The organism is Cupriavidus sp. 291-E7 (genome assembly GCF_057798835.1).
Genome location: NZ_JBYOJV010000001.1, coordinates 112,483 through 137,844, shown reverse-complemented (window position 1 = coordinate 137,844; position 25,362 = coordinate 112,483). Strand labels below are relative to the sequence as shown.

The following is a 25,362-nucleotide window of genomic DNA, read 5'->3' as shown; positions in this document are numbered from 1 at the left end:
CAGCGTGCGCGTACCGATGTCGCTCCGGTCAAACGGAGAGGAAAAAATGATCACGCATCGGTCGGACCTGCATGTCAATCATCTGCTCAACGCCATGCCGCGCCATGAATGGGAAGTCCTGTCGCGACACTTCGAGCTCGTCCGCCTGCGTGCAGGGGAATTGCTGACCGATTCGGGCCAGCGCATCGTCCACGTCTACTTTCCCACCACGTCGGTGGTGTCGCTGCTCTCGTTGCTTGAGGATGGCGCCACGGTGGAATTCGCGGCGGTAGGCAACGAGGGCTTGGTCGGCATCCCCGTGGTTACCGGTGGCGACACCATGCCCAGCCGCGTGGAAGTGCGCAGCCCCGGTTTTGCGTACCGCATCCCGGCCCGCGCGCTGCGCGCCGAGCTGTCGCAGCTTCCCACGCTGCAACGCATGACGCTGCTCTATGTGCAGGCCGTGCTGACGCAGATTGCCCAGACCGCCGCCTGCAATCGCCATCACTCGCTGAACAAGCAACTGTGCCGCTGGCTGTTGCTGGCGATCGATCGCATGGCCAGCAACGAACTCGTGATCACGCAGCAGGTGATTGCGAACATGCTGGGTGTGCGTCGCGAAGGCGTGACCGAAGCCGCTGGCAAGCTGGAGGATATGGGCCTGATCCACCACAGCCGCGGCCACATCACCGTGCTCGACCGTTGCGGACTTGAGCAGCATTCTTGCGAATGCTACAAGCTCGTCAAGCGCGAGTATGACCGCCTTCTGCCGGCGCTTGCCCTGGTGCACGCCTGACCGGCGTCATTCGCGCAATGCAGCTCGCCCCGAATGCCACGCGCCGTCAGGCGGCGTTCCGGGGCGCGCTTCACACGCGACGCTCAGTAGCCATGTGCCGGATCGATGCTGCCGAACGACGCTACCAGGCCCGTGATCACGGTGCCGTAGGCCGACTCCAGGTTGTCCAGGCACTCTGTGCAGGCATCGGCGCGGCGCCGTGCCACGGCACGCGCCAGGCGGAACTGGAGCACCTTGCATTCGGTAGCGATCCTGCCGGCCGCCTCGCTGATGGCCGACGGCACCGGATGGCCGTGTTCGCCGAGCCAGTTCAGGCAGTGATGGAGCATCTCGAAGTTGGCACCCAGTTGGCGCGGCAGGTTGAATCCATAGAGATGGAAGTAGGCATCGCCGCGCGCCAGGATCGTATCGACCTGCGCCGGGAACTCGGTACGCCAGCGCGTGATGGGGTTCTGCGTCGGGCGCCGGCCCAGGTGGTGGCGCATCAGCTGCGCAACCGTATTGGCCAGCTCACGGCCTTGCAGCGGCGCGCGCACGCGCTTCGCGCATTCGACGTACGGAAACAGGATGTTGCCGTTGGTGCTGAGTTCGGGCGTGAGACGCATCACGCCCCGGTAATCTTCGCCCTCGACGGCGTAGCGTCCAAGGCTGTGATAGTAGGACATGGTCTGCGCCGCGGTGTCGATCTCGTCGATCGCGATCGTGGATTTCACATGACCCGTGCGATAGGTCGTGGCGCCCGTATCGGGCAGGTAGAAGCTGTCCGCTTCCACCAGCATCGTGTGGCCGCGCCGCACCTGTTCGGCAACGTGCGCTTCCAGCGTGTCGTAGATGGCGCTCTCCTGCACGACTGTTCCATACAGCAGCTCCAGGTCGGCCTGCGGAAACTTGAAGAAGGTGAAATGGTCGCCTTCGTAGTCCTGCGTCACAGTGAACGGCAGTGCCGCGCGCGGGTCGAGGTGCCAGCCATGCAGCAGCTCGATCCAGAGGTCCATGTAGCAGTTCGTTTCCTGCCAGATCGATGCCTCGCCATGCAGCAGGCGCTGCGGCGCCACCACGGGCCGTGCTGCCTGCGCAGGCGCCACGGTGTTCGCTGTGCATTGCTCCATCTCATTTCCTCCGGGTTCGGATGGCAAGCGGCTCGGAGCCGGCCGGCCGTGCGTTGGCATGTCCACCTGCATTGGAGCCGTTCCGGCGCGGCACTTCGGTACGTTTTCCAACACACGGGCCGTTGTCAGGGCAAGGCCACGGCGCGGCAGGTAGCGTGTGCGGAATCGAACAGAATCCTGCCAAGGCAGCTTCCTACACTGATCGCATCCACTCTGGCCAGGGCGCGGGCGCGCGCGTCCGTGGCGCCTGCCGTGACAGGCCCGGTTGCCGGAGTCTTCACAACGCGCCGATGCGTCAACCGCCGATGCATCGGCACGCCGACCGAGTGGGCACCAGGAGGCAGGATGAAAACGCCGACCAAAGGGCCCCATCACTACTGGCGCAACCAGACAAGCCGCGCCCGCAGGGGTTAGGCAGTATTCGGAGTCAAGGGGGACGTCGTGAACAAGATGTCATTTTTTGCAGCGGGAGCCGGAACGGCAGATGCGGCAATGCCCGCGGCTGGCGGCGTGGCGCGGCGTGCAATGGTCGACCACGCTGGATGGATTCTGGGCGCGGGGCTGGTAGGCGCGGCGGTGGCCTGGGTGTGCGCGGTTTCGCAGCCGCCGGTGTACAGCGCGAGCGCGCTGGTCCAGGTGCTGCAGCCGCGCGAAGGCGCGGCGCAGGCACGCAATGCCGCCGCGGCCATGCAGGCGCCCAGCGTGCCGCTCGATGTCGGCATGCTTCGCAGCCGCACCGTCGTGGCCCCCGTAGTGGAGCGGCTGCGTCTTGATATTACGGCGCTGCCCTTGCGCGCGCCGCTGATCGGTGGGCTGGTCGCGCATTTTGCCAATCCCGGCAAGATCGGCACGCCGTGGCCGGAAAGCCTTGGGTACGCGTGGAGCGGCGAGCAGGTGGCGGTGGAAAAGCTCTCGGTGCCTGAACGCCTGCTCAACGTGCCGCTGACGCTGGAGGTTCTGCCCGACAACGCTTACCGGCTCTATGACCGCGACAGCGAACTGCTCGAAGGCCGCGTGGGCGCGCGGGCGGAGGCGAATGGCGTGACGCTGATGGTGATGCGCATCGACGCCCACCCCGGCACGCGCTTCATGCTGACGCGCCATGACATGGTGCAGACCATCAATGACGTGGCTAACGGGTTGCATATCGAGATGCAGCCCGGCGATGCGAGCACCGTGAGCATCTCGTGGCGGACCACCGACCGCACGGTCGCCGCCGCGCTGGTCAATGGCATCACCGAATCGTTCATCGGCAACCAGGCCACGCAGCGGCGCGACGATACGGCGGCGACGCTGGCCTTCCTGGGCAACGAGATTCCGCGCGTGAAGGTCGAACTGGAGCGCGCCGAGGCTGCGTTGACGCGCTATCGCTCGAAGGCCGGTTCGATGACGCCGACGCAGGATGCGCAGTCATACCTGTCTGGCAGCATGGACTACCAGCGCCAGATCGCATTGCTGAAGCTGGAACGCACGAAGCTGCTGCAACGCTTTACCGAGGAAGCGAACGAGGTCAAGACGGTCGACAACCAGATCCAGCAGCTGATACGCGAACGCAAGGATATGGATTCGCGCTACCAGAATCTGTCTTCGACCGAGCGGGAGTCGGTGGCGCTGACGCGCGATGTGAAGGTCGCCGAAGACATGTACATGACGTTGCGCAACAAGTCGGAGCAATTGTCGCTGGTGCAACTCGATCGCACGGGACAGGTGCGCGTGCTGGACAGCGCGCTGGTGCCGGTACGCCCCGTGGGCCTGGGACCCTGGCCCGCCACGACGGCGGGCGCGCTGATGGGGATCTGTCTGGCGATGGCGTGCGTGACCATGCGTCAGCGCGTCCGGCCCACGCTGGATTCCGCCAACGATGCCGAATTGCGGCTCGGCCTGCCGATGCTTGGCGACGTCGTGTTCAGCCAGGAGCAGGTGGAACTGGAGAAGCTTGTCGACGCGCGAGCAAAGTCGGTACACGGGAAGGTTGCGGGGCTGCTCGCGCATGAACCCGGCCGCGCGCTCGTCAGCCAGGACGAATTGGTAGCGAACTCCGAGGATGACCTGGACGGCGCTGAACGGCTGCTGCGCCTTGGCCTGCACGATCAGTTCCTGCTGGCGCGCAATTCACCGCACTCGATGGCGGTGGAAGGGCTGCGCAGCGTGCGCGCGGCGCTGCATTTCATGCTGCGCGATACGCCGCAACGGGTGCTCGCGGTGACGAGCCCCACGGCGGGCGCTGGCAAGACATTCGCATCGGTCAATCTCGCCGTGCTGTTTGCCGAGGCCGGCCAGCGTGTGCTGCTGATCGATGCCGACCTGCGGCGCGGCAAGGTGGCAAGCTGGTTTGATCTGGCCACCGACGTGGGCCTTGCCGATCTGCTCGCCGGCCGCGTGGCGTTGCCGGAAGCCGTCCAGCGCACCGTGGTCAACGGCCTGTCCGTGCTGCCGGCCGGTATTCCTCCGGTGAACCCATCGGAGCTGCTGATGCATCCGGCCTTTGCAGAATCCGTGCGGGCCTGTGCGGAACGCTTTGATCTGGTATTGATCGATACGCCGCCCGTGTTGGCCGTGGCCGATGCCGCGCTCGTCGCCAACGTTGTCGGCGGCACGCTGATGGTGCTGCGCGCAGGGTCGACGTTGCCCGACCAGGTCGATGAATCGCTCAAGCGGCTGGCACGTGCACACGCCAGTCTGTCCGGCGGCATCCTCAATGGCGTGACACCGAAGCGCAGCAATCAGGCGGAGTTCGGCACCATGAATCCCTACCTGGGCATGCCCGTGGCGGCGCCGTCAGTCAGGCAGATCGCTCATGTGCGTGCCGCGCCGGGAAAGCCTGCCTGAGCCCATAGCATTGCGCTCCTACGCGATATGGTCCGATAAGGACCATATCCGAGGAGCGCAATCCTTCAGCGGCGATTTACTGACCTTCGGCGACGCCTTCCACATATGAGGGGAGCGGCGTCTCCAGCGTCTTTCCTGCTTCGTTCGCGGTGTTCATCCTGACCAGTTCGTCGCACTTGACCAGTTCGACGCCGGCTTGATAGCGGACTTCCTGCCCGTGTTCACCGCGCAGGCAATTCAGCAGCACCCGTACGAGGTTGGCGCCCGCCATATGGGTAAAGGGATAGCCGCCTCCGAATCTTGGATTCATTTCCAGCAGGTACTGGCGTCCGTCACGTTCGATCACATCGCAGTCGACGTTGCCGATATGCCGTAGTTCCCGGCCGATGCGGGCGGCCAGGTCGCTGAACGGCTTGCCTTCGACAGTGATTGCCTGGTCCGTCTCTCCCGCGCGCATCCTCAGTTTCTGGCGCACCGCGAAGCCGATCGGGTTTGCATCGAGATCATTGAAGATATCGATCCCGTACTCCTGGCCCGAAATCATTTCCTGGATCAGAACCTGTTCCCCCGGCGGCCCCATCTTTGCAAAGATCGATTGCTGGCAGAGCCGCTGGCAGTAGGCATGCGCGAAGCGAAGCTCGCTTTGGTCCTCGACAAAGAAGATGCCGAAGCTTGCGCTGCCCCAACGCGGTTTGACGACGAGCGGGAAGACCTCGGAACCGGCCGCGATGGCGGACTCCGCGCTTTCCAGGGTCGCATAGCTGCGCGGCGTGGACAGCCCGATCGATTCGGCGAACTGCGCAGTCAGGAACTTGTCCGCGCATAGGCGAACGACGTCGGCGGACGAGATGATGGGTATCGTTCCGATGTCGCGGAACCGATGTGCGTGCGCCGCAATGAGCGGCAGTTCCAGGTCATTGAGCGACAGGATCGCTGAAACCCGATGTTCCCTGCAGACATCGAGCAGGAAGTCGATGTAGTGCTCCGCATGGAGGCTCGGCGCCACCAGGAACAGGTCGCATGCACTCGCGGCCGGCGTATTGCGTTGCATATCCACGCCAAGCACCATGCCAGTCCCGTTCAGCTCCGACTTGAAGTACTCCACGAGATAGCGCCTTCTACCTACGCATGTCAGCAGAACGTTCATGTGCACTCCAATTGCATCCGATCACTATGACTTTGCCACGATGTTACGAGGAAAATTTCGGCATTCACGATGAGGACTCGTCATGTCGTGTGGATCGGAATGTCTTGCTCTGGCACATGCGCGGACTTGCCGGACGTCGGCTGGGCGGGACTGCCGGTGAACGTCGGCACGGTCGTATCGCCAGCCGCGTTGATGCCCTGATGGCGCATGACGGTGGCCGGTGTGAGCAAGAGGATCTTCATATCGAGCCAGAAAGAGCAGTGATCGACGTACCAGGTGTCCAGGGTGAACTTCTGTTCCCAGGTCAGCGAGTTCCGTCCGTTTATCTGTGCCCAGCCGGAAATGCCGGGACGGACCAGAAGCCGACGCGCCTGGTCCGATGAGTAGCACGGCAGATACTTCATTGGCAGAGGTCGCGGACCAATCACGCTCATGTCGCCCATCAGGACGCACCAGAACTGAGGCAGCTCGTCGAGACTGAATCGGCGAAGAAAAACGCCGAACGGCGTCAGCCTGTCTTCATCGGGCAAGAGTTCGCCGTCGGGGCCACGAGCCTCCGTCATGCTTCGGAACTTTACCAATGGGAATGGCTTCCCGCCGAGGCCCGCGCGCGTCGGACGGAACAGTACGGGACTGCCGAGCTTCCAGCGCACAGCGGCTGCCAGAAGTAGCAACGGAATGCCCAACCCTAGCAATGCGATGGAGGCGAAAACTATGTCAAACAAACGCTTCATGATCGATCTGTCCGGTTCGTCCCGGGGCGGCATTCACGGTCGTCCCTGGACAGACAACGGATATCCGCTCCGGAGTCAATCTAACCAAAGCCGGGCTGCGGCGTGAAGCGGGAAATGTGGCCGAGGCCACGTTCCACGGTGCCGCGGGTCATACAAAAGAGGGTGGTTCCGCTCAACACTGAATATGGTGACGAGGGTTTGGGGGAGTGTGTGCGCCCGCACGGATGACACGACGGGCCACCTCTACATTGACACGACGTGGCTGGCTGGATCGCTCCGATCCGGCGAGGTGACGCCAGAGATCAAGCGCGCTTGCACTGCCCGGACCCGCAACGGCCGACAAGCAAGTTCAATGGGAGAAGTAATGACAATCACGTCGACGGACACGGTGATTATCGGCGCCGGCCCCTATGGCTTATCGATTTCGGCCCACCTGTCCAAGACCGGCGTGCCCCATCAAATTCTCGGGCATCCCATGCATGCCTGGAGAAACTTCATGCCTCCCGGGATGCTTCTGCGCTCGGAACCTTTCGCCTCGAATCTCTATGCGCCGTGGCGCGGCTACACGATGGAAGAATATTGCCGTCGCCACCGCATTGCCTACAAGCCAGTGGGAATCCGCATGCCGCTGGAACTCTTTGTAGACTACGGGCTCTGGTTTCAGCAGCAAGTGGTTGACCATGTGCGCGGCGTGGAAGTGGTCGATATGCATCGCAAGGATGGATGCTTTCAGCTGAGCCTGACCGATGGCAGTTCCCTGGTGGCGCGACGCGCGGTAATCGCTTTGGGGCTGAAAGGGTTTGCGCAGAAGCCTTCCGTATTGCGGGGTTTGCCGAAACCTTATGTGGTTCACTCCAGCGAAATCGGCGACCTCACTTGGGCGAAAGGCAAGGATATCGTCGTGGTCGGGGGCGGGCAGTCGGCGATCGGGCTTGCCGCGCTCTTCAGCGAACTCGGCGCGCGGGTTCGCTTGCTGGTGCGCGAAGAGGTGAATTGGAGTGGCGCGCCGCGTAGCGCTCGCGGGGGTATCTCAAAGCTGCTCAGAGGGCGCGTCGGCCTGGGACGCGGCTGGGATTCAAATAGTCCGGGCACGCTCCTGTTGTCATTCCTGCTTTCCGAATACCCGATGGTTTTCCATATGATGAATCTGCCGCGTCGCCAGAGAATCATGGAAACCGGCTGGGCCGCGTCGGGTGCCTGGTGGCTGCGCGATCGCGTGGAAGGCAAGGTCGATATTTCGACGCAGACCGAAATCACGCGCGCCGAACTCAAGAACGATCAAATAGTTCTACAGGTAGCAAGCGGGACCGAGCAGTCCAGCATCCGTGCCGACCATGTTGTGCTTGCCACCGGGTTCAAGGCCGATATGGCCAGGCACTCCTTCCTTTCTGACGAACTTCTGAATTCACTCTCGCTCATTGGTGGCTCGCCGAGCCTGACCCGCAATTTCGAAACCAATGTGCGCGACCTGTATGTCGTGGGGCCGGCGTCCGCGCTGAGCTTTGGTCCTGCTCTGCGTTTTATCTATGGCGCTAAATTCGCGGCCCCACACCTCGCAGGGCATATCAGTCGATGCTTCAGGAAGGAGGCCGGCAGTGGCCTTGTCAAACCTCAGGTCATCCCATTGGAGCCGGCAGAGGCAACCGATGGAAACGGTCTGCGGGGACAAAGCATTCTTCAGGTCCCGGAAAACTAGTTCGAGCAGGGTTCTCGTCATTCGCGCCCAAACCAGGAGGCACCATGAATTCGCTGAGCAGGCCTTTGCGTAGTGTGCTGACACAAAAATTGAAGCAATGGGTAAAACCATATGCGCCGACGTGGCTGTTGAATTACCACCATAACCGCATCATTCGCAAAGACGGGGCGACGTATCAGGGAAAGTCGCTACGCGAAGTGTTTTCCAATGTCTACGAAACCGGCGCCTGGGGCGTGGCGGAGAATCCCGCGGAGTTTTACAGCGGGAGCAGTTCCCATGACCCGACGATCGTCGACACGTATGTCAATGCGGTGACGGCCTATCTCGAATCGATGCCAAGCCGGCCTGACGTGGTGGATCTCGGGTGCGGCGATTTCAATATCGGCAAGCGTATCCGCTCCGCTTGCGCACGCTATATCGCCTGCGACGTGGTGGAGCCGGTCATCCAGTCGAACCGCAGCAGGTTCTCCAGTCTCGATGTGGATTTTCGGTGCGTGGACATTACCAGCGAGTCCCTGCCGCCGGGTGACGTCGTCTTTCTGCGGCAGGTGCTCGATCACCTGGATAACGCGCGCATTGCCCAGGTACTGGCGCGCCTGACGCCATACAAGATTCTGATCCTGACCGAGTACTCGCCAGCGAAGCCCGGCTTTACACCGAATCTCGACAAGCCCATTGGTTCCGCCCTGCGGCTATGGGGTGCGAAACCGAGCGCCATCGTGGTGACGGCGCCGCCGTTCGGGCTAAAGACGTTGTCGGCGCGGGTGCTGTGCGAGGTGAAGGACAGCGGAGGCGTCATTCGTACCACGGTGTATGAATTGCCTCGGGCAAATCATGTCGAACCATCGAGGCCAAGATGAATCCTGGTAAATCGCCGAGTCAAACGGTCTGCTCGCCAGACCGTTGCCTGACCGCGCATACGTCATCTGACAGGCAATCCTCCGCATTGAGTGCCCGTGGCTGGAGCTTGGGCCATGAGCTGCGCACCGGAGCCAAGACATGAAGCAAAACCTGTTTGCCGTGCAATCGCTGCGCGCCATCGCGGCGATTGCAGTGGTTGCCTACCATTCGGCGGCGACGATCAGGAATTTCGGATGGACACCGGGCGCCCTCAGCGATGCCAGCAAATGGGGATGGGCGGGCGTTGATATCTTCTTCTTCATATCCGGGTTTGTGATGGTGATCGCGACGACGGGCCAGCGTCGCGGCCCGCTGGCGGCGAAGGATTTCATGGTCGCCAGGCTTATGCGAATCGTGCCGATGTACTGGATTCTCACCAGCCTGATGCTGGCGATATTGTGGGTGGTACCGAGCCTCAAGCACTTCGAATTCACGACGACGGAGATTTTTGACTCGTATTTCTTTGTCCCGTATGAGGTCGCGGGGGAGGGTAACGTCTACCCGGTACTGTATGTCGGCTGGACGCTGATATACGAAATGTTCTTCTATCTGGTCTTTGCCATCTCAATCTGTTTTCCCGAGCGAGCCATGCGCTGGGCCTTGCCCGCATTCTTCGCGGTACTTTCGATACTGTCGCTGACGAGCCCTACGCCATACATCTACAGATTCCTTACCTCCCCGTTGCTGCTGGAATTCGTATTCGGTGCCGTGTTCGCCTGGATTTACAGGTCCGGTTACAGACTCTCCACGCCGGGATTCACCGCGTTGATCGTGTTCGGCATCATCGGATTCCTGGTCCTGACTCCTGGTTCTTCGATGGACCACAGGGTGGTCACCGCGGGCATTCCGGCTGCGTTGCTGGTTTCCGGAGCGGTGCTCTGGGAGAGCGCCGGAGGCTGGGCAGGTGGTACCTGGCTATCGACCATCGGCGATGCGTCATATTCGCTGTATCTATTGCAGGCTTTCACGGTCCCTGGTTTTGCTCGTCTCGTTTCCGGAATCGACAAACACAGAATCCTGCCGGGCGATGTCGCGTGCCTGTTGATCGTGAGCGCGACCGTCGTGGTTTCGATGATCGTCTACAGAGTTGTCGAGCGAAAGATTGACGTAAAGCTGCGTGCGTTGCGCCGGAGGACGGCGACGAGGCCGGCGGCCCTGGACCGGAGTGCATAGCGCAGGCGGCGTGCATTCTGTGTCCATCGCCACACAACGCTGCGAAGCGTGCGTTCCTCGTGAACTATATTGACTCAGCGAGGTATGAAGCCGCTCCCTCCGCCTGCGTGGTCCGTGCCTGTTCAAGGCAGGTGCCGGCGCGGCACGCAACCCCTCTGTATTCAATGCGCACCCTTTTCTGGCCGCGGACCGGCCATTCAAGCGGGGGGGGGCCGCCCATTAGCGGTGCTCTCCTCTGCACCATGCCCAATTGGGTGCGGTTTCTCGGAGTTATTGTGATGAAGCGCGTTTTTGATGTTGTCCTGGCCTCGCTGGGCATGTTGCTGCTTGCCGTTCCGCTTCTGTTGCTGATTTGCATGGTGCGCGTGCGTCTGGGCAAACCGGTTTTCTTCCGGCAAATGCGGCCGGGATTGCATGGCGAACCGTTCTACATTCTTAAGTTTCGTACCATGACCGATGCTCGCGGGCCCGATGGCGAACTGTTGCCCGATCCCGAGCGGCTGACCAAGTTCGGGGCGTTTCTTCGCTCCACCAGCCTCGATGAGCTGCCGGAACTCTGGAACGTACTCAAGGGTGATATGAGTCTGGTTGGACCCCGTCCGCTCTTGATGGAATACCTGCCGCGTTACTCTCCGGAACAGAAGCGCCGCCACCTGGTCCGTCCCGGCATTACCGGGCTCGCACAGATCAGTGGGCGCAACACGATTAGCTGGGAAGAGAAATTCCGGCTGGACGTCTGGTACGTCGATCACGTATCGGTGTGGCTGGACATCGTGATCCTGTGGAAGACCGTCATCAAGGTCGTAGCGCGCGAGGGAATCAGCGCGGCGGGAGAGTTCTCCGCCCCGCGCTTCATGGGAAGCAAACGGAGCGCATCGGATGCGGATATCGCGCGTGACCTGGATACCGGCGGCGATCGCCGGGACGCCCGGATAAGCGGCCATTCGACGAGCTGAGGCATACCGATGCAGCTATCCTGGCTTCTGATTGTCCATAGTGGCGGCGCGTCACTGACGATTCCCCTGGCGGGCCTTGTTGCGCTCCGCCTGGCTTACCTGGGTTTGTGGAAGCGCGCCTGTTTGTGGCTCCTGTCGCTGGTGGGCGGCGCGGGCCTCATTCTTGCGGGGAAGCTGGCGTTCGAATTTACTGGATGGTCAATGCCATCGGTGAACGTGTACAGCGTCAGCGGGCACGCCGTGCTCACTGCGTCGGTCTATCCGATGCTGGGCGCCACACTGGGATCGATGCTGGGCACGCGAATGGCCAGGATCGGACTGGCTGGCGGGATATTCGTGGCGGTCCTCGTGGCGGTTGCGCTGGTGGTCGGGCAATATCACACGCCCGCCGAAACGCTGATCGGCATGACCGTCGGATTCGCCGTGGCGTGGCTCAACCTGTATCCGTTTCGTCAGCACGCGCCCCGGCCTGCGCGCCCCGCCCGCTCGCCAATGCTCGCGAGGTTGGCGCTTTGCGGTTTCCTGTTCGTCTTTGCGCTGGCAGGAACAAGCCCCGTCAAAAGTCGACTGTGGTCACGTGGAATGGATTGGTTTGGCGTTACCGAGCGCTATTCCAGGTCCATCGACACAGATCCGGTTTCCGGCGAGGTCGTGGTGACTGTCGTGAAATGCCGGGTGCCGTCGTATCGCGAATGTTCGGAAACGTTCTGAAACGTTCTCAGTTGGCGCCCCGCGCCGTTCATCACTGATTGCGAATCACGCGCGAAGTCAGCTGGAAATTGCCAGTCGTGATGAACTGCCGATCCTTGGCGTTGGCCGAAACACAGGTGTGTGAATCGACAACGCAATCGGCGCCGATGCTGACGCCAGGAAAGAGCGTCGCACGTGTCCCCAGGAAGCACCGCGGGCCGATGGCGGCGTCGCCGTTGAGAACGGCATGAGGAGACAGCACGGAGCACGCGCCCACGCGGGCACCATGCCCGATTCCGCTGAAGGCATTGGCCACCACGCCATCCTCCACCACCGCGCCCCGGCTGATGACCGTGAACGGAAAAATCAACGCGCCAATGCCCAGTTGGGAAGAGGGCGAGACGAGGGCCGTGCCGTGGACATAGATCGGAAGCTCGGCCCCAAGTTGCTGGAACCATGACAGCACGTCCTGCCGTGCCGAGGTGGCGCCAATCGCCACCAGCACGGCCTGGTGCGGCGCCGGGCGGAACTCACGAATCAAGCCCAGATGCGGCAGGTCGATGCCTTCCGGAACCTTGTCTGGCGTGTCGTCGATAAAGCCTGCTACCTGCGGTCCGCCGCTGCGCGATTCTGTCTGCAGATAGTCATAAAGCTCCAGCCCAAGACCGCCGGCGCCGGCGATGACCACGGATGAGACGTTGTTCGCGTGAAGGAGAGGCATGATTGGTTGGTCTACGGACGAAGCGGAATTCGAATTCAGCGGCGGACGGCTGGAGGGGAACCACACCAGCCGCCATCGCCTTGGTCAAGCCCGCTTGGTCTGCCCGTTGCCATAGTCGGCGAGATAGCGATACTTGCCAAAGTAGCTGTGGGCGCGGTACCAGCGTCCCTCGATCAGAAGCCCGTTGAACAGCACGCCCTTGACGTCGGCGCCGGCCTGCAGGATCGCGCGTTGCGCCGCAAGCAGTTCGCCGGTCGTGGTCTTCTCGGCGCGTGCCACCAGAAACACGGCGCCGGCCTTGCCTGCCAGGATGCCCGCGTCGGCAGCCACAAGCACTGGCGGCGTATCGATCAGCACCACGTCATAGCGCGCCCTGAGCTGCTCAAGCAGCGAGTCCATAGCGGGACTCAGCAACAGATCCGTCGCATGCGGCGGTTGCGAGCCGGTTGGTATGAAGTCCAGGCCGGGCGCCACTTGCCGCTGCAATACCTGCTCCAACGGCGCGCCCATCAACAGTTCGGTCAAGCCAGGCCCGCGCCTGACATCAAAGGAACTCTGCAGACTGCCGCGACGCAGGTCGGCATCGACGAGCACCACGCGGCTTCCTGTCGCGGCAATCGCGGCGAAGTTGGTGCAGACGAATGACTTGCCGACGCCCGGAGCAGGCCCGGTGATCACGACTGTCCGGTTGTTGTTTCCGGCCATTGCGAAACGCAGTGCGGTACGGAAGCTGCGCAGACTTTCCACGGCGGGATCGTCCGGCTGCTGGAGTGCCAGGAGGCCGGCGCCCGGTGACAACTGTGACTGCTGCTTGCTGAAGGGGATGGTCGAGTAGACCGTCATCCCCGTCTGCCGCTCGATCTCGTCCGGATCGGCCACGCCGCCCTCAAGCGTATAGCGCACGAAGATCACCAGCAGACCGGCAACCACACCCAGGGCCAGCGAGAGTCCGACGATCAGCACGCGGTCCGGCCGGACCGGCCTGAGCGGTACATCGGCCGGGTCGACAATCCGTGCCGTTCCCACCTTGCTCGCCTTGATCAGCTTCAACTGCTGCACATCGTTCAGCAGGGACTGCAGCAGCTCGGTACTGACCTTGACGTCGCGCATCAGCCGCACCACGTTCTGTTCCACGTCCGGCAGTTTCTGGATTCGCCCCGATATGCCATTCAGCTGGGCGGTCAGGCTGGCGATCTGGCCGTCGACGAGGCCGATTGCCGGGTGACTCGGCGTAAAGCGCGCCGCCAGTTCCTGGCGCTTTTGCTGCAACTCCTGGAGCTTGGTCTGGATCTGTACCGACTGACTCAGGATCAGCTTGGATTCCTCGCCGAGGTCGATCGTGCCGCGTTGATTGCGCATCGCGTTATACCGCGTCTCGGCCGTATCGACCTGCTGCCTGAGCACCGGCAACTGTTGTTCGAGGAATGCGAGCGACTTTTCGGCTTCGGCGGCTTTGCGGCGGATGTTCTGGTCGACGTAGGCGTTCCCGATTTCGTTGAGCACGGCCGCCGTCATTTCCGGCGAGGCGCCTTCCAGCGACACGCCGAGCACGCCGCTATCCTTGCCGCGCTCGCTGATCGTCAGCTTGTCCTGCAGACGCGCGATGCCCGCAACACGTGCCAGGCGACGCAGCACGAACTGCGTACCGGGGCGCGCATCCATCTGGTTGATCAGCATGGTGACCGGGCCGTTGGCGGTCGTGATCGTCAACGGCGATCCCACTTTGCCGGTAGCCTGGACATCGTCGCTGGCAAACCGGATCCTGAACTCGTTGTTACCCAGCGCGGTCAGCAGGATCTTGCGCTCCTCCATTGCCGCGGGAACGTCGAGCTGGGACACGGTAATCGATTCATGGCCCCATGCAAAGCCGCCCCATCCAAACAGTCCGGGCTGCGACAGTTCAGGATTGAAGCTGGCGATCGTCGAGCCAATCACGGGGAAATAGCGCGGCGTGGCTTCGATGTACAGCCGCAGGTTATCGACAGCCTTTCCGACCACCATCCGCGAGCGCAGCAGTTCAATCTCCGCGGAAGCGGCGGGCTTGGTTTCAGGGCCCGGTGAGAACGCGGCGATGAGCTTGCTGACGTGGTTACCGCCCAGTTCCTCCACTTGCACGGTCATGTTCGTGCGGTAGACGGGCTTGGCCAGGATGGCATAGGTAAGGCCGATCACGACGGCTATGCCGATGACCGTCAGGAAGGTCCTTCGATAGCGGGCAAGCAAATCGATGTAGGCGGTAAAGTCCACCGTCGGCTGGTGCTCGTCCACGCCTGCGGGGGCTTGGTCCCGGGTACTGACCGTTCTCATGATGCCTCTCCTCGAACCTCAGTTGGTGCGACATCTCCGAGCCTGACAGACCACGAAGCGATGCCCTGCTTGATCAGTTCCAAAACGATATAGAACATCGTCGGCGAGCATCCGTACGGGTCCGGCACATCCGTCGCCGTGGATTCGCAGATCCGATGCGTTTTTCCGCGCGCCATTGGGAAAATCCGCTCGATTTCTTCGCGTTGCTCGCTGTCCATCACCAGGATCAGGTCCGCCGCCGCCACGAGCGCGTCGTCGATGGCGCGGGCGCGGTGACCGCCGATATCGAGACCCTCGCGTGCAAGCAGCCTGACGGCGCTGGGATCGGCGGGTGCGCCGACCGGCGGTGCGAGGCCCGCCGAAGTTACCTCGCACGTGGGCATGACACGGCTCAGCAGGCAAGCCGCCATAGGGCTGCGACAAACGTTGCCGATGCAAATCACCAGGATTGAGCGTGTCATATTTCGCATCCCGCTATTTGAATGCCGTGGCAGAGCTGATCACGGGCTGCGTGCTCGGCAGCAACTGGTTGATCACGCGGGCCCAGCGAACCACTTCGCGTGCATCCACATAAACCACGTCTTTCGGTTCCAGCTCGAAACCCTCGGCAATCGCCAGCGCCGCTGGATTGTTGCCGTTCAGGTGGAAGATGCTGGGTTCGCCATCGGCCGCCTTGCGAATCACGTAGATCTGCTCCGCGTTGGCTGAACTCGGATTGACCCCGCCGGCATCGCCAAGTGCCTCGTTCAGCGTCATCCGTCCATTACGCATGAGCAGGGAGGCCGGGCGCACCACTTCGCCAGTGACAAAGATCTTGTTGTCCTCGCGCTGTTCCACGCGGACGATGTCGCCAGAGCGCAGCAGAATGCGGGATGGGTCGACGCCCTTGGCGAGCAGCGCGGGAATGTTGACGTACCAGCTACGCTCGCCACGGGTAACACGGATGCGGCTGTTGTCACCGGTCAGGTTCAGCACGCCGCCGGCGCGATTGAGCGCTTCCACCAGCGTCATGGGCGCGTCGTCGATGGCCTGCATGCCAGGCGTCTTGACCTCGCCGTCCACGTAGACGCGCTGGCTGCGAAAGCCGAGCACCCGCACCGTCATCTGAGGATTCCTGACCACTCGTGACAGGACACGTGCCATCTGGTCGCGAACTTCGTTTGCGGTCTTCCCGCCAACCTTCATGACGCCGGCGTAGGGGAATTGCACATCGCCCTGTGCACTGACCACATAGCCCGGCACGTTGGAGCCGCCGCTGGACGTCGGCATTTCAAAGGCGGCGCCGATGCTGTAGGTCTGCGTCGGGAACACCAGTTCCGGGTGATCCCACACCACGACCGAGATGATGTCGCCAGGGCCGATCAGATAAGGCGTCGGCGTGGCGAACAGTTCATCGACCCGTTCGTTGTCCGTACGCGCCTTGCTGCGTTGGGCTTTCACCAGGTCGAGGGTGATCGGTGTCACCGTGGGTACGACATCCGGACCGATTGCGCTCACCACGGCCTTGTTGTCAAAGTACATGCCCGGCGATGCCGAGCAGGCGGCAAGCAGACCGGTGGCGATGAGGATCGACACGCTGGAGGCGATACGGTGGCGATAGGCAGCAAGGATGATCCCGAAATGCATGCCCCAATTGACTGGTCTCACGGTGGTCTCCTTACTGAAAGCTGTGGGCATCGCACCGCATACGGCATGCCCCCGATGGCACTCATCGTAGGAGGGGCGGTGCCATGATTCGGTGCGTTGTCGCACGTTGAGTGCTCGGCTCTGGAAGCGGTGCTGCCGCGAGCAGCGGGCGTCGCCGGGTGGGGCCGCCGTTCGCTGTGTCTCGCTCTCGCGGCAAGGGTGAAAAGGGCCGGTGCCGGTCCCTTCAACCCTTGTGCAATGCACCGAGCCTCGATATCAACCCGGTCATGCGGCCGGGTTTGGTCTGAGCGCTGCATGCCTCGTCCAGCACTCCTGCCAGGCGCTGTGCCAGCAGCTCGAAGCTGTGGTTGCGCTCGACATACTCGCGGCCGGCCCGTCCCATGCGCAGACGCGCTTCGAGCGGCGCCGCGGCGATGCTGATGATGGCGTCGGCCAGCGCCTCGGGACGCTCCGCGGCCACCGTCAATCCCGCCGTCGAGTCGGCGACCGGATTGTTGGAGGCATTGGAAGCCATGACGATGGGCCGGCCCGCCGCCAGGTAGTCAAACAGCTTGTTCATGCTGATGCCGTACCGGTAAAGCTGCGGCAGGTCACGCACGGCGATGACAAAGGCATCCGCTTCCATCGCGACCGTCGGAATGCGGGTTTTCGGCACGGGCGCCTCAAAGATGACATTGCCCAGGCCGAGTTGCTGTGCCTGCGCCATCAACGCAGGCTTGAGCCCGCCATCTCCGACCATGCGCAGAATGATGTGCTGCCCCTCTGGCCGCTGCTGCACGAGCTTCATCGCCTGCAGCACATTGTCCAGGCCGTTGGCCTGCCCGTGGGCGCCGAAATACATCAGCGTGAAAGGCTCCGACGGGGGCACGGTGCGTGCAGGTGTGGGCGGTGGGAATAGCGACAGATCCACACCGTTGGGTATCCAGGTAATGTGTTCTTTCGGAATGCCAAGCGGCGCGATGTACTCCCACGCCTGCGGCAGCAGAACGACGATGCGCGTGGCACGCCGATACAGCCAATGCTCCAGCTTGCGCAGCGCCCACGTCACGAAATCCCCCTCGCGCAGGCGACCCATGTCGACCAGCGTCTGCGGCCACAGGTCACGCACCTCGAACACGAACGGAACCTTGAAGCGGTGCGCCAGCAGGGCGCCCGCCGCCGCGGCAAAGGGATGCACGCTGGAGCCGATCACCACGTCGGGACGTGGCAGGCCGCGCGTGGTCCGTCGCAGCAAGGCGCGCCAGCTATAGGCCAGCATGTTGAGCATGCGGCCGGCGCCATTGCCTTCGTATGTGGGCGTACGTACCCATAGGAAAGGAACTTCTCGACTACTGTCAAGGTGCGACAGCTTGCCGGTTACCTGCTGCCGTTCTCGCGTGCCGACCGTATTGGCCGCGATAACGGTTGCCTGCCAGCCCGACGAGCTCAGGTGCTCCGCCAGGTGGAAGTGTCTTGTGCCGCCGGGACCGCTGCCGGGCTCCTGGGCATAGTGGTTGAGAATCCAGACGTTCTTCATGGAAGGACAGGTTCGTTGGAGGCTGGCGCGCATGTCGTCGGCGGATTTCGCCCCGGCGTATCACCAGAGCAGACGCGGGCCTGACAAAAGCGGGTCCTGCCGCGACCGCATATGGACGCGCTGGGGCATGGTCGGAATCGGATGACGAAAACACCTTGCCGTGATGGCAGCGTATTTATTCCATCCGTACGAATACATCTAATCAGAGTCCGACGCCCCGTGGAAGCGCCCAATGTGGCCGAGACCACACTGCCCGGCGCACCCTGCCGCCTTGCGTTCGGTGCCACACCCAGCCCGATTGCGAGCACGATGGCGAGTCCCGATAATTTCTCCATCGGCGCCATCGGCCGAGGTTCGGCCACGCGGTTTCCGTTGTGCTGTCACCATGCCGTGCTCATGTGGTGGACCGCGGACGACATCAATCAGAGCGCTGGCACTTCACTCTGGAATTCCAATGAGGCATATGACTGAGGAAACCCTCTCCTGGCTGCAACGGATTCTCGCGGAGCGGTATGGCCATGATTTTCAGTTGCAAGGTACCGATGCGGGTTTTGTCCGCCTGACCCTTGCCGGTTCCGGCCAGGGATCGATTGAGATTGCAGCGGACCCCGTCACGTTCAGGCGCGCGGATTCGGCGCTCGCTTTCACAACCTGGGATGCGCTTGCCGAAGGCTGGCAGCCGGCGCTGCGTGGGCCGTTGCCGGCGCCGGGCCTCGCGGACGCGCCTTCGCCGCTGATCGAAGCGACGCCGGATGGCTATCGAATCCACTATGACGTGCTGGGCCTCTGCTACTGGATGCTGTCGCGCCAGGAGGAAGTCGGCCGAACGGACCTCGATAACTTCGGGCGCTTTCCGGCCAGCGGCTCGCATGCCCACAAGCATGGCTATCTGGAGCGGCCGGTGGTGGACGAGTGGTTGCATATCCTTGGGCAGGTGATCAAGCGCCAGTGGCCGGCATTGCAGCTCAGACAACTTCGGCCCAGCATGAAGGTGTCGCATGACGTGGATGTGCCGAGTCGTTATGGCTTTGGCTCGGCGGCGCGAATGATTCGCCGCATGGCCGGCGACATTCTGATACGCCGTGACTTGCGAAGCGTGCTGCAGGCCCCGGTGATAAGGATGAAGACGCGCAACACGCTGCATCCGAGCGATCGGGTCAACACCTTTGACTGGATCATGGATGTTTCCGAGCGTCATGGGCTGGTCAGCGCTTTCTACTTCATCTGCGGCTGCACCGACGCCAGCAAGGATGCCGATTACGTGCCCGAGCATCCGGCGATCCGCGCATTGATGCAGCATATCCACGCTCGTGGTCACGAAATCGGACTGCACCCGAGCTTCAATACCTATCAGAGTCCTCGCGCGGTGCAGGAGGAGGCAGACCGGCTACGGAAGGTATGCGAGCAAGAGCAGATCAGGCAGGAGGTATGGGGCGGACGTATGCACTATCTGCGCTGGGAGCACCCGACCACGATGCGCGGTTGGGAGCAGGCCGGCATGACGTACGACAGCACGCTCAGCTATGCCGATCACGCAGGCTTTCGCTGCGGCACCTGCTTCGAATATCCGGCCTTCGATCCGGTCGCGGGCAAGGCGCTGAACCTGCGCATTCGTCCGCTGATTGCGATGGAAGGCACGGTTATCGGCTACATGGGGCTGGGGATGGGCGAGGCTGCCTGGAGGAAGTTCCGCGATCTGAAGGACACCTGCAACGCGGTGAATGGCTGCTTTACCGTGCTATGGCATAACTCGTCGCTCGGCAACGCCGATGAGCGCGAGCTGTATCAGAGGGTGGTGGCCCACTGACAGGCCGTCGCGGCGGCGAGTCACGACCGCCGCCGCGAAGGCCGCGCCCGATGAGCGCGGCGGCTGGCTCATCCGATCAGCGCGTGCCGGCGCGGCGCACCAGCGACGGCCAGAACATCATCTCGGCAAGCATGCGCGAGCTGTCGCCGGGCGCCCTGGCAAAGTCGGAGTAGTAGGTTGCCACGAATTCCCGGTCTTCCTTGCGCAACGACTGCGTAATGTCGAACAAGCGCGCGCCCAGCGCGTGCATGGCTGGCCAGGCTGCATAGCCCCCGGTGGGGAAGGAGTCCGCCACGCCGTACGGTGGATAGCCCTCCGAGCAGCTTCCGGTACCGTTGTCGTAATTCACCCGATACCAGCCGTTGGCGCCACTGTAGTAGTTGGTGAACAGCGGGCGGGCCTTACTCTGATTCCAGACATTAAGACTGAACTGACGCACGAAGGCGGCCATTGTCTCTTGCGATGGCAGACTCGCCGGGTCCAGGACGTAGATCTGGATCATCGCCGCACGATTGCGCTCGATGGCATCGAAGAAATGCACCAGTCGTCGTGCATGGCTGATGTCCCAGCCGATGTTGGCGACGGGCGCAAAGCGGTCGGCGGGGATAAGCGTCTGTGCCACCGTTTGCTTGGTGGTCGGATCGTACTTGCACACCACGGGTTTCTCGCGCCCGGTGTAGGCGGCATACCGGTTTGTGTCATAGAGCCGCCAGAATCCCGCATCGAGGTCGGCCACCTTGATGCTCCTGCCGGTCTTGCCATCCTGGCCGGGAAGCACCTGCACCGTGGTACGAGCCGCGACCAGGCGCAGCAACAACTCCAGGTGCGTTTTCATGGTGGCAAGATTGGCGTCACTCAGGCCCACCGTTTGTGCAAGCCGGGGCCGCGCTACCAACATGCCGGCCAGATCCGCGTAGGCGGAAATCTGCCACAGCTCCTTGTCGGTCAGGAACATTGCTGACGAGGTATTTTTCACATCTTCCGGCCGGGCGGCGATCTGCTTGCGCAGCATTTCCTGCGCGGCTGGCGTGTTCCAGCGCTCCAGGTGCTCGCGCACGATGCCTACCGTCTGCTCGACGAAGTCGTTGGGTGCCTCAGCCCGATTCGCGCGGCTCATGCCGTTGGCAAGGCTGCTCGCGAAGGCCAGGAACTGGGTGCTGTTGAGCATCACCTCCGTATCGCGCAGCCGTGCGGTGTGGCTGCATTCGGGACCGCCGCTGCATATCCACGCCCGCCCTGGCTGGTCACCGGGCGCGGGTTTGAGCTGTGTATAGGTGCTGGCAACCAGGCGGGCCAACTGGGCCTGCCGGTCGCTGCGCTGGCAACGTTGAGCCATCGCCAGGAGGTTGTGAAAGTTAATCTCGATGTCGTACAGCGCATAGGTGTCGCGTTGCTTCACGAGCCGGTCCGCGATCAGCTGCTGTTGCACGAAGGCGTGCCCGCCCGCGTCCCAGCGGCGCCAGACCAAGTCTTCGACGGGGCCACCACATTCCAGCGCGGCCGGCATCAAGGTGCTCTCCTGCGCTTGCGCCGCCGGAACGGTACAGGCCAGCAGCGCGGCCAGGCTACCGGCGCGCAGCAGCGCGCGCGCAAGAGGGCGACGGGCGCGTGCATGGTGCTTGCTCATTCCAGTATCTCCTTGTAAGAGCGAGGGCGCGTTGGCTTCCCGGCGGCATGGCTATCGGGATCGCATGAGCTGATATAGCGAGAGCGCCTTGGATGGTGTCTTCGTAATGAGGAAGTAAGGCTGCTGCCTGGCGCCGAATGCCCTGAAGAAGCGCTCGACCGGTTCCAGCATCGACCCTTCGAAGTCGAACGTGCGCGACACACCCGAGGAAAAGCGGATCGCTTCCCACATGCACAGGCTTGCCGCGCCACTGGTGCGGAGCACCGGGTCCGAGCCTCCCATCAGGTAGTAGGCGGCACGCTCGTCCCAGACCAGATAGACGCCGGAATGACGACGGCCTTCCTTGTCCACGGCGATGAAGATCTTGCGCGCGCCGCGTTCCGCACACGCGGCGTCAAGGCGGCGCACGTAGTCTTCCGTGTAGGGTTGCGCCATGCTTTGGCGCGAAAAAACCTGCTGGTTCAGCTTGATGAATTCGTCGATACCAAGGTCGTCGCGCACCTCAAGACCGTGGCGCGAGCCTGCCTTGCGGATCTCGGCGCGGATGTTGGGCTGCATGCCGTTCCAGAGTGCTTCCGAATCCGACAGATCGTCGAGCAGATAGGTGTACTTGGTGGTCTGACGGAAACCCTTCCAGGCAAACGGCAGCCAGTTGGTATGGTTGTAGTCCCACGCCTGCGCGAAATGATCGAACCTCGGCAGTTGTTCGATCAGGTTCGTCATCAGTTCCTTCTGCTGGCCCAGCACTCTCGCCGGCTTTGCATCCTCGCAAGCCAGCCACGGCCCCAATCCGTGTCCGGAGCGCGGCTGGGTAAGGATGACAAAGCCATACTTTGTCCTCTTGACATAGGGCATGGCAGCGATGACCTTTCCTCCGCGCTCCACCAGGGCCACGCTCCAGCGGTCAGCCCCAACCGTCGCGTCAAGCCACCAGGCCTGGCTGGACAGCGGGATTGAACGTTCGCTCTCGCAGAGCGCGCGGTATTTCCTTTGATTGATGTCCATATGCCTCAATCATTGATGAATGACGGTTGTCGCTGTAAAGGAGACTGCCCGATGGCCTTCAGGGTCGCGCGGCTCCCTGACCTGCGTAGCGCGGCGCGGGACGCCTGCCCACCCGCGCGTGCGTGTGCGTGCGCAGTGCGCAGGCAATCGCGCCCCATGCCAAGGCGAAAATCGGGTCGTTGACGGATTTGGCGGTGGCCGCCAGGGTCACGGTATAGACGCTGAATGCCAGCGCGATGGCAACCTCCGGATCCGCCGCGTAGCCCTTCCTGGCCAGCCTGATGGATTGCACCAATGCATAGCCAAGCAGGTACACGAAGCCCAGAAAACCCACCAAGCCATAGCTGACCCACGCGGAAAGCGCGTTGTGCGCGTAGCCCCCGCTCTCGCCGAGATCCAGCTGCGAAGCGTAGCCGCCGAGCAGCGGGTGTTCCGTGATTGTCCTGATGGCATACTGCTGCAATTCGTTTCTGGCCTGATAAGAACTCGATTCCTTGATTTCCAGAATTTGCAGGATGCGGGAACTGCCTTCGAAGACGTGGAAGTTGACAGCCAGAATGGCGAGTGCGGCAATGCCCAGCGGAATCCAGACCAGCGTGGTCCGCGATGCGCCGTCCCGAAGCCCGAACAGCACCGCGGCCACGACGAGGAATGCAATGAATTCGCTTCTTGCCCCGAGCAGGAACAACAGCGGTACGGTAATCACCACCACCAGTGCGGCACGCAGTCCGCGATGCAATCCGAGCGCTACCAGGGCGACCACGACGGCCGAACGGGCCAATCCCTGATAGCCGGAAACCCGCACGGCATCACCGGCAATCTTCTCCGTATCGTAGAACTGCCCATTCGAGTTCATCGCGGCGATGGCCAGGAATATGGGCAGTGAAATGGCGATTATCCAACGCAGCCACTTGTTGCTCAGATCGATATTCCTGACCGCCAGGTAGATCGCCAGCCACATGAATACCGTGCTCACGTTGTACATGTAGAAGTCGACGGACTCCTGCACGTCTGAACCAAGCAGATAGTGCAGTGTTGACCATGCGAGGACGAAGATCGAATAGAGAACGAAAGCCCGATCGATAAACAGCGTCGGCTCGCGCCCGCGTAGCAGTGGAGCGAAACCGAATACCACCATCGGGACGCCAAGCAGCACCGACATCGGGCCGAAGAAGCCGCCCAGCACCGGTGGAATGACGGCGCTGGCCACCGCGCTGTGATAGTAGAAGTAGCCCGGAAAGAGCGTGAGGAAAACCAGGCTGCCAAAGAGTGAGAGCTTGCCGTGCTTCATGATTGCCCCGCCGCCTCCCTTTGGTCGTTAATGCGGGCAGAACTCCGGATCGTCGCCCCCTTGCAGTCGATCAGCCAGTGAAAGAGGCTGCCCTTGGCAAGCGGTGGATCTGGCCTTTCCGAATGCAAGGCTCCGCCACGGATATCCGCTTGCGCTCCATCCATCTAATCAAACTTACTGTGACATTGATAGCGCGGTGCGTGAGCCAGCCCACACCCAACGATGTGCCGCCCGAACCCGACACCACTGCTCGGGCGAGACCACTGAAGCGGTGCGCCGCTCATGCGCTCACGCCAGCACCCGCTCGTAGAAATGAAGCAGCTTGTCCTGCTCGTTTGCCCAGTTGTACTTTTTTGTCACGGTGCGGCGGCCGTTCTCGCCCATCTGGCGCGCCGCGTCGGGATGCGTCACCAGATAGTCGACGGCATCGGCGATGGCCTTTGGATCGAGCGGGTCCACGCACAGGCCGCTGCCGCTTTCCTCGACGATTTCGCGCCAGAGCGGAAAGTTGGAGGCAATGGGCGGAATCCCCGCCGCCATGTACTCGAACATCTTCACGGGCAAAGCATCGAGGAAATTGATGAGCGGGTGCAGCGTCACCAGGCCGGCCACCGAGCGCGCCAGCACGCCGCGCACTCCGGCGCGGTCCAGATACCCGAGTTCGTTCACGCGGGACCAGCCGCTGGCCGCTCTCACCTCCGACTCCAGCGCCTGGTCGCCGAAGCGGCCGGCCAGATTCAGTCGCGCCGGCGATTTCACCTGCTCCAGCGCCATGACGGTCTCGCGGATACCGCGCGGTGAGCTGATGCCGCCGACGTAGCAGACTTCCGCTTGCTTGAATTCCCACTGCACTGGCCCGCCAAGCTCGCCGAGAATCGGGTAATTGTTGATGTCGATGGTGCGAGGATTGATCGACAGGAACTTGTCCCGGATAAAGGGCGTGGCTGCCACGATGCCGTCGAATTCGCGGCAGGAACGTCGCTCGTACATGGCAAAGGCGCCCGCCAGCGCGCGCAATCGTCTCGGCCCAAGGTAGGGTTTGCTGAGCAACTGCCGGGGCACATCCTCATGCGAATCGTAGATGACGCGCTTGCCCAGCTTCTTCAGCTTCAAGCCAACGGGAATCAGTTCGGGGTCGTGCAGATGGTAGACGTCGGCATTCAGCGCGATCGCCCGGCGCAGCACGCGCGTCGTGGTGCGGAACACGCGGTTCAGACGCCCAGCGGAGCCGCCGACATCGGTGATGAAAACGCCGTCCCGGCTTTCATCCCCATCACCGTCGGCCACCACCAGCGACACCCGATAGCCGTTGGCCGCCAGGCTACGGCAGTGCTTGAGGAAGATGCGGTCATCGTAGCGCGGATGAACCGACGTGAGGTGGGCTACGCTAGGAACTTGCACTTGAAACTCCGTCTACAACGCCACGACGTGC

General features: G+C 62.5%; 20 protein-coding genes. 8 read left to right on the top strand and 12 right to left on the bottom strand.

Features of this window, described 5'->3' with window-relative positions; translation table 11 throughout:
* Positions 1 to 46 precede the first annotated feature (46 nt).
* Complete coding sequence (locus AC3FLX_RS00610) at positions 47 to 775, top strand: Crp/Fnr family transcriptional regulator (protein ID WP_488693064.1); 729 nt, start codon at positions 47 to 49, stop codon at positions 773 to 775.
* Between the two features lie 83 nt (positions 776 to 858).
* Here AC3FLX_RS00610 and AC3FLX_RS00605 read toward each other — a convergent pair whose 3' ends face one another.
* Positions 859 to 1,884 (bottom strand): DUF1839 family protein, encoded by a 1,026-nt coding sequence (locus AC3FLX_RS00605; RefSeq protein ID WP_488693063.1) that lies wholly within the window; start codon positions 1,882 to 1,884, stop codon positions 859 to 861.
* Positions 1,885 to 2,334: 450 nt separating this feature from the next.
* Here AC3FLX_RS00605 and AC3FLX_RS00600 point away from each other — a divergent pair, with 450 nt between their 5' ends.
* Positions 2,335 to 4,713, top strand: a complete 2,379-nt coding sequence (locus tag AC3FLX_RS00600) for a polysaccharide biosynthesis tyrosine autokinase (protein WP_488693062.1) — start codon at positions 2,335 to 2,337, stop codon at positions 4,711 to 4,713.
* A 76-nt stretch (positions 4,714 to 4,789) separates the two neighbouring features.
* On the opposite strand, the gene AC3FLX_RS00595 is transcribed toward AC3FLX_RS00600, so the two are convergent.
* Complete coding sequence (locus AC3FLX_RS00595; RefSeq protein WP_488693061.1) at positions 4,790 to 5,860, bottom strand: ATP-grasp domain-containing protein; 1,071 nt, start codon at positions 5,858 to 5,860, stop codon at positions 4,790 to 4,792.
* Positions 5,861 to 5,940: 80 nt separating this feature from the next.
* Positions 5,941 to 6,594, bottom strand: coding sequence for a sugar transferase (locus tag AC3FLX_RS00590; protein ID WP_488693060.1), 654 nt, complete (start codon positions 6,592 to 6,594; stop codon positions 5,941 to 5,943).
* A gap of 364 nt (positions 6,595 to 6,958) precedes the next feature.
* Here AC3FLX_RS00590 and AC3FLX_RS00585 point away from each other — a divergent pair, with 364 nt between their 5' ends.
* The 5 genes from AC3FLX_RS00585 (at position 6,959) to AC3FLX_RS00565 (ending at position 12,030) form a co-directional block, all read left to right on the top strand.
* Entirely contained in the window at positions 6,959 to 8,290 is a 1,332-nt protein-coding gene (locus AC3FLX_RS00585) for an NAD(P)-binding domain-containing protein (RefSeq protein ID WP_488693059.1), read from the top strand.
* Positions 8,291 to 8,334: 44 nt separating this feature from the next.
* Positions 8,335 to 9,150: a class I SAM-dependent methyltransferase gene (locus AC3FLX_RS00580; RefSeq protein ID WP_488693058.1), complete on the top strand. Its 816-nt coding sequence runs from the start codon at positions 8,335 to 8,337 to the stop codon at positions 9,148 to 9,150.
* Between the two features lie 139 nt (positions 9,151 to 9,289).
* Positions 9,290 to 10,363 (top strand): acyltransferase family protein, encoded by a 1,074-nt coding sequence (locus tag AC3FLX_RS00575; RefSeq protein ID WP_488693057.1) that lies wholly within the window; start codon positions 9,290 to 9,292, stop codon positions 10,361 to 10,363.
* Between the two features lie 278 nt (positions 10,364 to 10,641).
* Positions 10,642 to 11,319 (top strand): sugar transferase, encoded by a 678-nt coding sequence (locus tag AC3FLX_RS00570; RefSeq protein ID WP_488693056.1) that lies wholly within the window; start codon positions 10,642 to 10,644, stop codon positions 11,317 to 11,319.
* A gap of 9 nt (positions 11,320 to 11,328) precedes the next feature.
* On the top strand, positions 11,329 to 12,030 hold the full coding sequence (locus AC3FLX_RS00565) for a hypothetical protein (protein ID WP_488693055.1): 702 nt from the start codon (positions 11,329 to 11,331) through the stop codon (positions 12,028 to 12,030).
* Between the two features lie 31 nt (positions 12,031 to 12,061).
* On the opposite strand, the gene AC3FLX_RS00560 is transcribed toward AC3FLX_RS00565, so the two are convergent.
* The 5 genes from AC3FLX_RS00560 to AC3FLX_RS00540 form a co-directional block, all read right to left on the bottom strand.
* Positions 12,062 to 12,730, bottom strand: coding sequence for an acetyltransferase (locus AC3FLX_RS00560; RefSeq protein WP_488693054.1), 669 nt, complete (start codon positions 12,728 to 12,730; stop codon positions 12,062 to 12,064).
* Positions 12,731 to 12,814: 84 nt separating this feature from the next.
* Positions 12,815 to 15,037: a polysaccharide biosynthesis tyrosine autokinase gene (locus tag AC3FLX_RS00555; RefSeq protein WP_488693053.1), complete on the bottom strand. Its 2,223-nt coding sequence runs from the start codon at positions 15,035 to 15,037 to the stop codon at positions 12,815 to 12,817.
* Positions 15,034 to 15,498, bottom strand: a complete 465-nt coding sequence (locus AC3FLX_RS00550) for a low molecular weight protein-tyrosine-phosphatase (protein ID WP_488693052.1) — start codon at positions 15,496 to 15,498, stop codon at positions 15,034 to 15,036. The genes AC3FLX_RS00555 and AC3FLX_RS00550 overlap by 4 nt, the downstream gene beginning before the upstream one ends.
* Positions 15,499 to 15,511: 13 nt before the next feature.
* Positions 15,512 to 16,663 (bottom strand): polysaccharide biosynthesis/export family protein, encoded by a 1,152-nt coding sequence (locus AC3FLX_RS00545; protein ID WP_488693669.1) that lies wholly within the window; start codon positions 16,661 to 16,663, stop codon positions 15,512 to 15,514.
* Positions 16,664 to 16,907: 244 nt separating this feature from the next.
* Entirely contained in the window at positions 16,908 to 18,200 is a 1,293-nt protein-coding gene (locus tag AC3FLX_RS00540) for a glycosyltransferase family 4 protein (protein WP_488693051.1), read from the bottom strand.
* Between the two features lie 454 nt (positions 18,201 to 18,654).
* Between AC3FLX_RS00540 and AC3FLX_RS00535 the strand changes: the two genes are divergently transcribed.
* Entirely contained in the window at positions 18,655 to 20,007 is a 1,353-nt protein-coding gene (locus AC3FLX_RS00535) for a polysaccharide deacetylase family protein (RefSeq protein ID WP_488693050.1), read from the top strand.
* A gap of 76 nt (positions 20,008 to 20,083) precedes the next feature.
* Here AC3FLX_RS00535 and AC3FLX_RS00530 read toward each other — a convergent pair whose 3' ends face one another.
* The 4 genes from AC3FLX_RS00530 to AC3FLX_RS00515 form a co-directional block, all read right to left on the bottom strand.
* Positions 20,084 to 21,634 carry a hypothetical protein gene (locus AC3FLX_RS00530; RefSeq protein WP_488693049.1) on the bottom strand — a complete coding sequence of 517 codons (1,551 nt, stop codon included), beginning with the start codon at positions 21,632 to 21,634 and terminating at the stop codon, positions 20,084 to 20,086.
* Between the two features lie 51 nt (positions 21,635 to 21,685).
* Positions 21,686 to 22,639, bottom strand: coding sequence for a GNAT family N-acetyltransferase (locus AC3FLX_RS00525; RefSeq protein WP_488693048.1), 954 nt, complete (start codon positions 22,637 to 22,639; stop codon positions 21,686 to 21,688).
* Positions 22,640 to 22,697: 58 nt separating this feature from the next.
* Entirely contained in the window at positions 22,698 to 23,930 is a 1,233-nt protein-coding gene (locus AC3FLX_RS00520; RefSeq protein WP_488693047.1) for an O-antigen ligase family protein, read from the bottom strand.
* 288 nt (positions 23,931 to 24,218) lie between these two features.
* Positions 24,219 to 25,331 carry a glycosyltransferase family 4 protein gene (locus tag AC3FLX_RS00515; protein WP_488693046.1) on the bottom strand — a complete coding sequence of 371 codons (1,113 nt, stop codon included), beginning with the start codon at positions 25,329 to 25,331 and terminating at the stop codon, positions 24,219 to 24,221.
* Positions 25,332 to 25,362 lie beyond the last annotated feature (31 nt).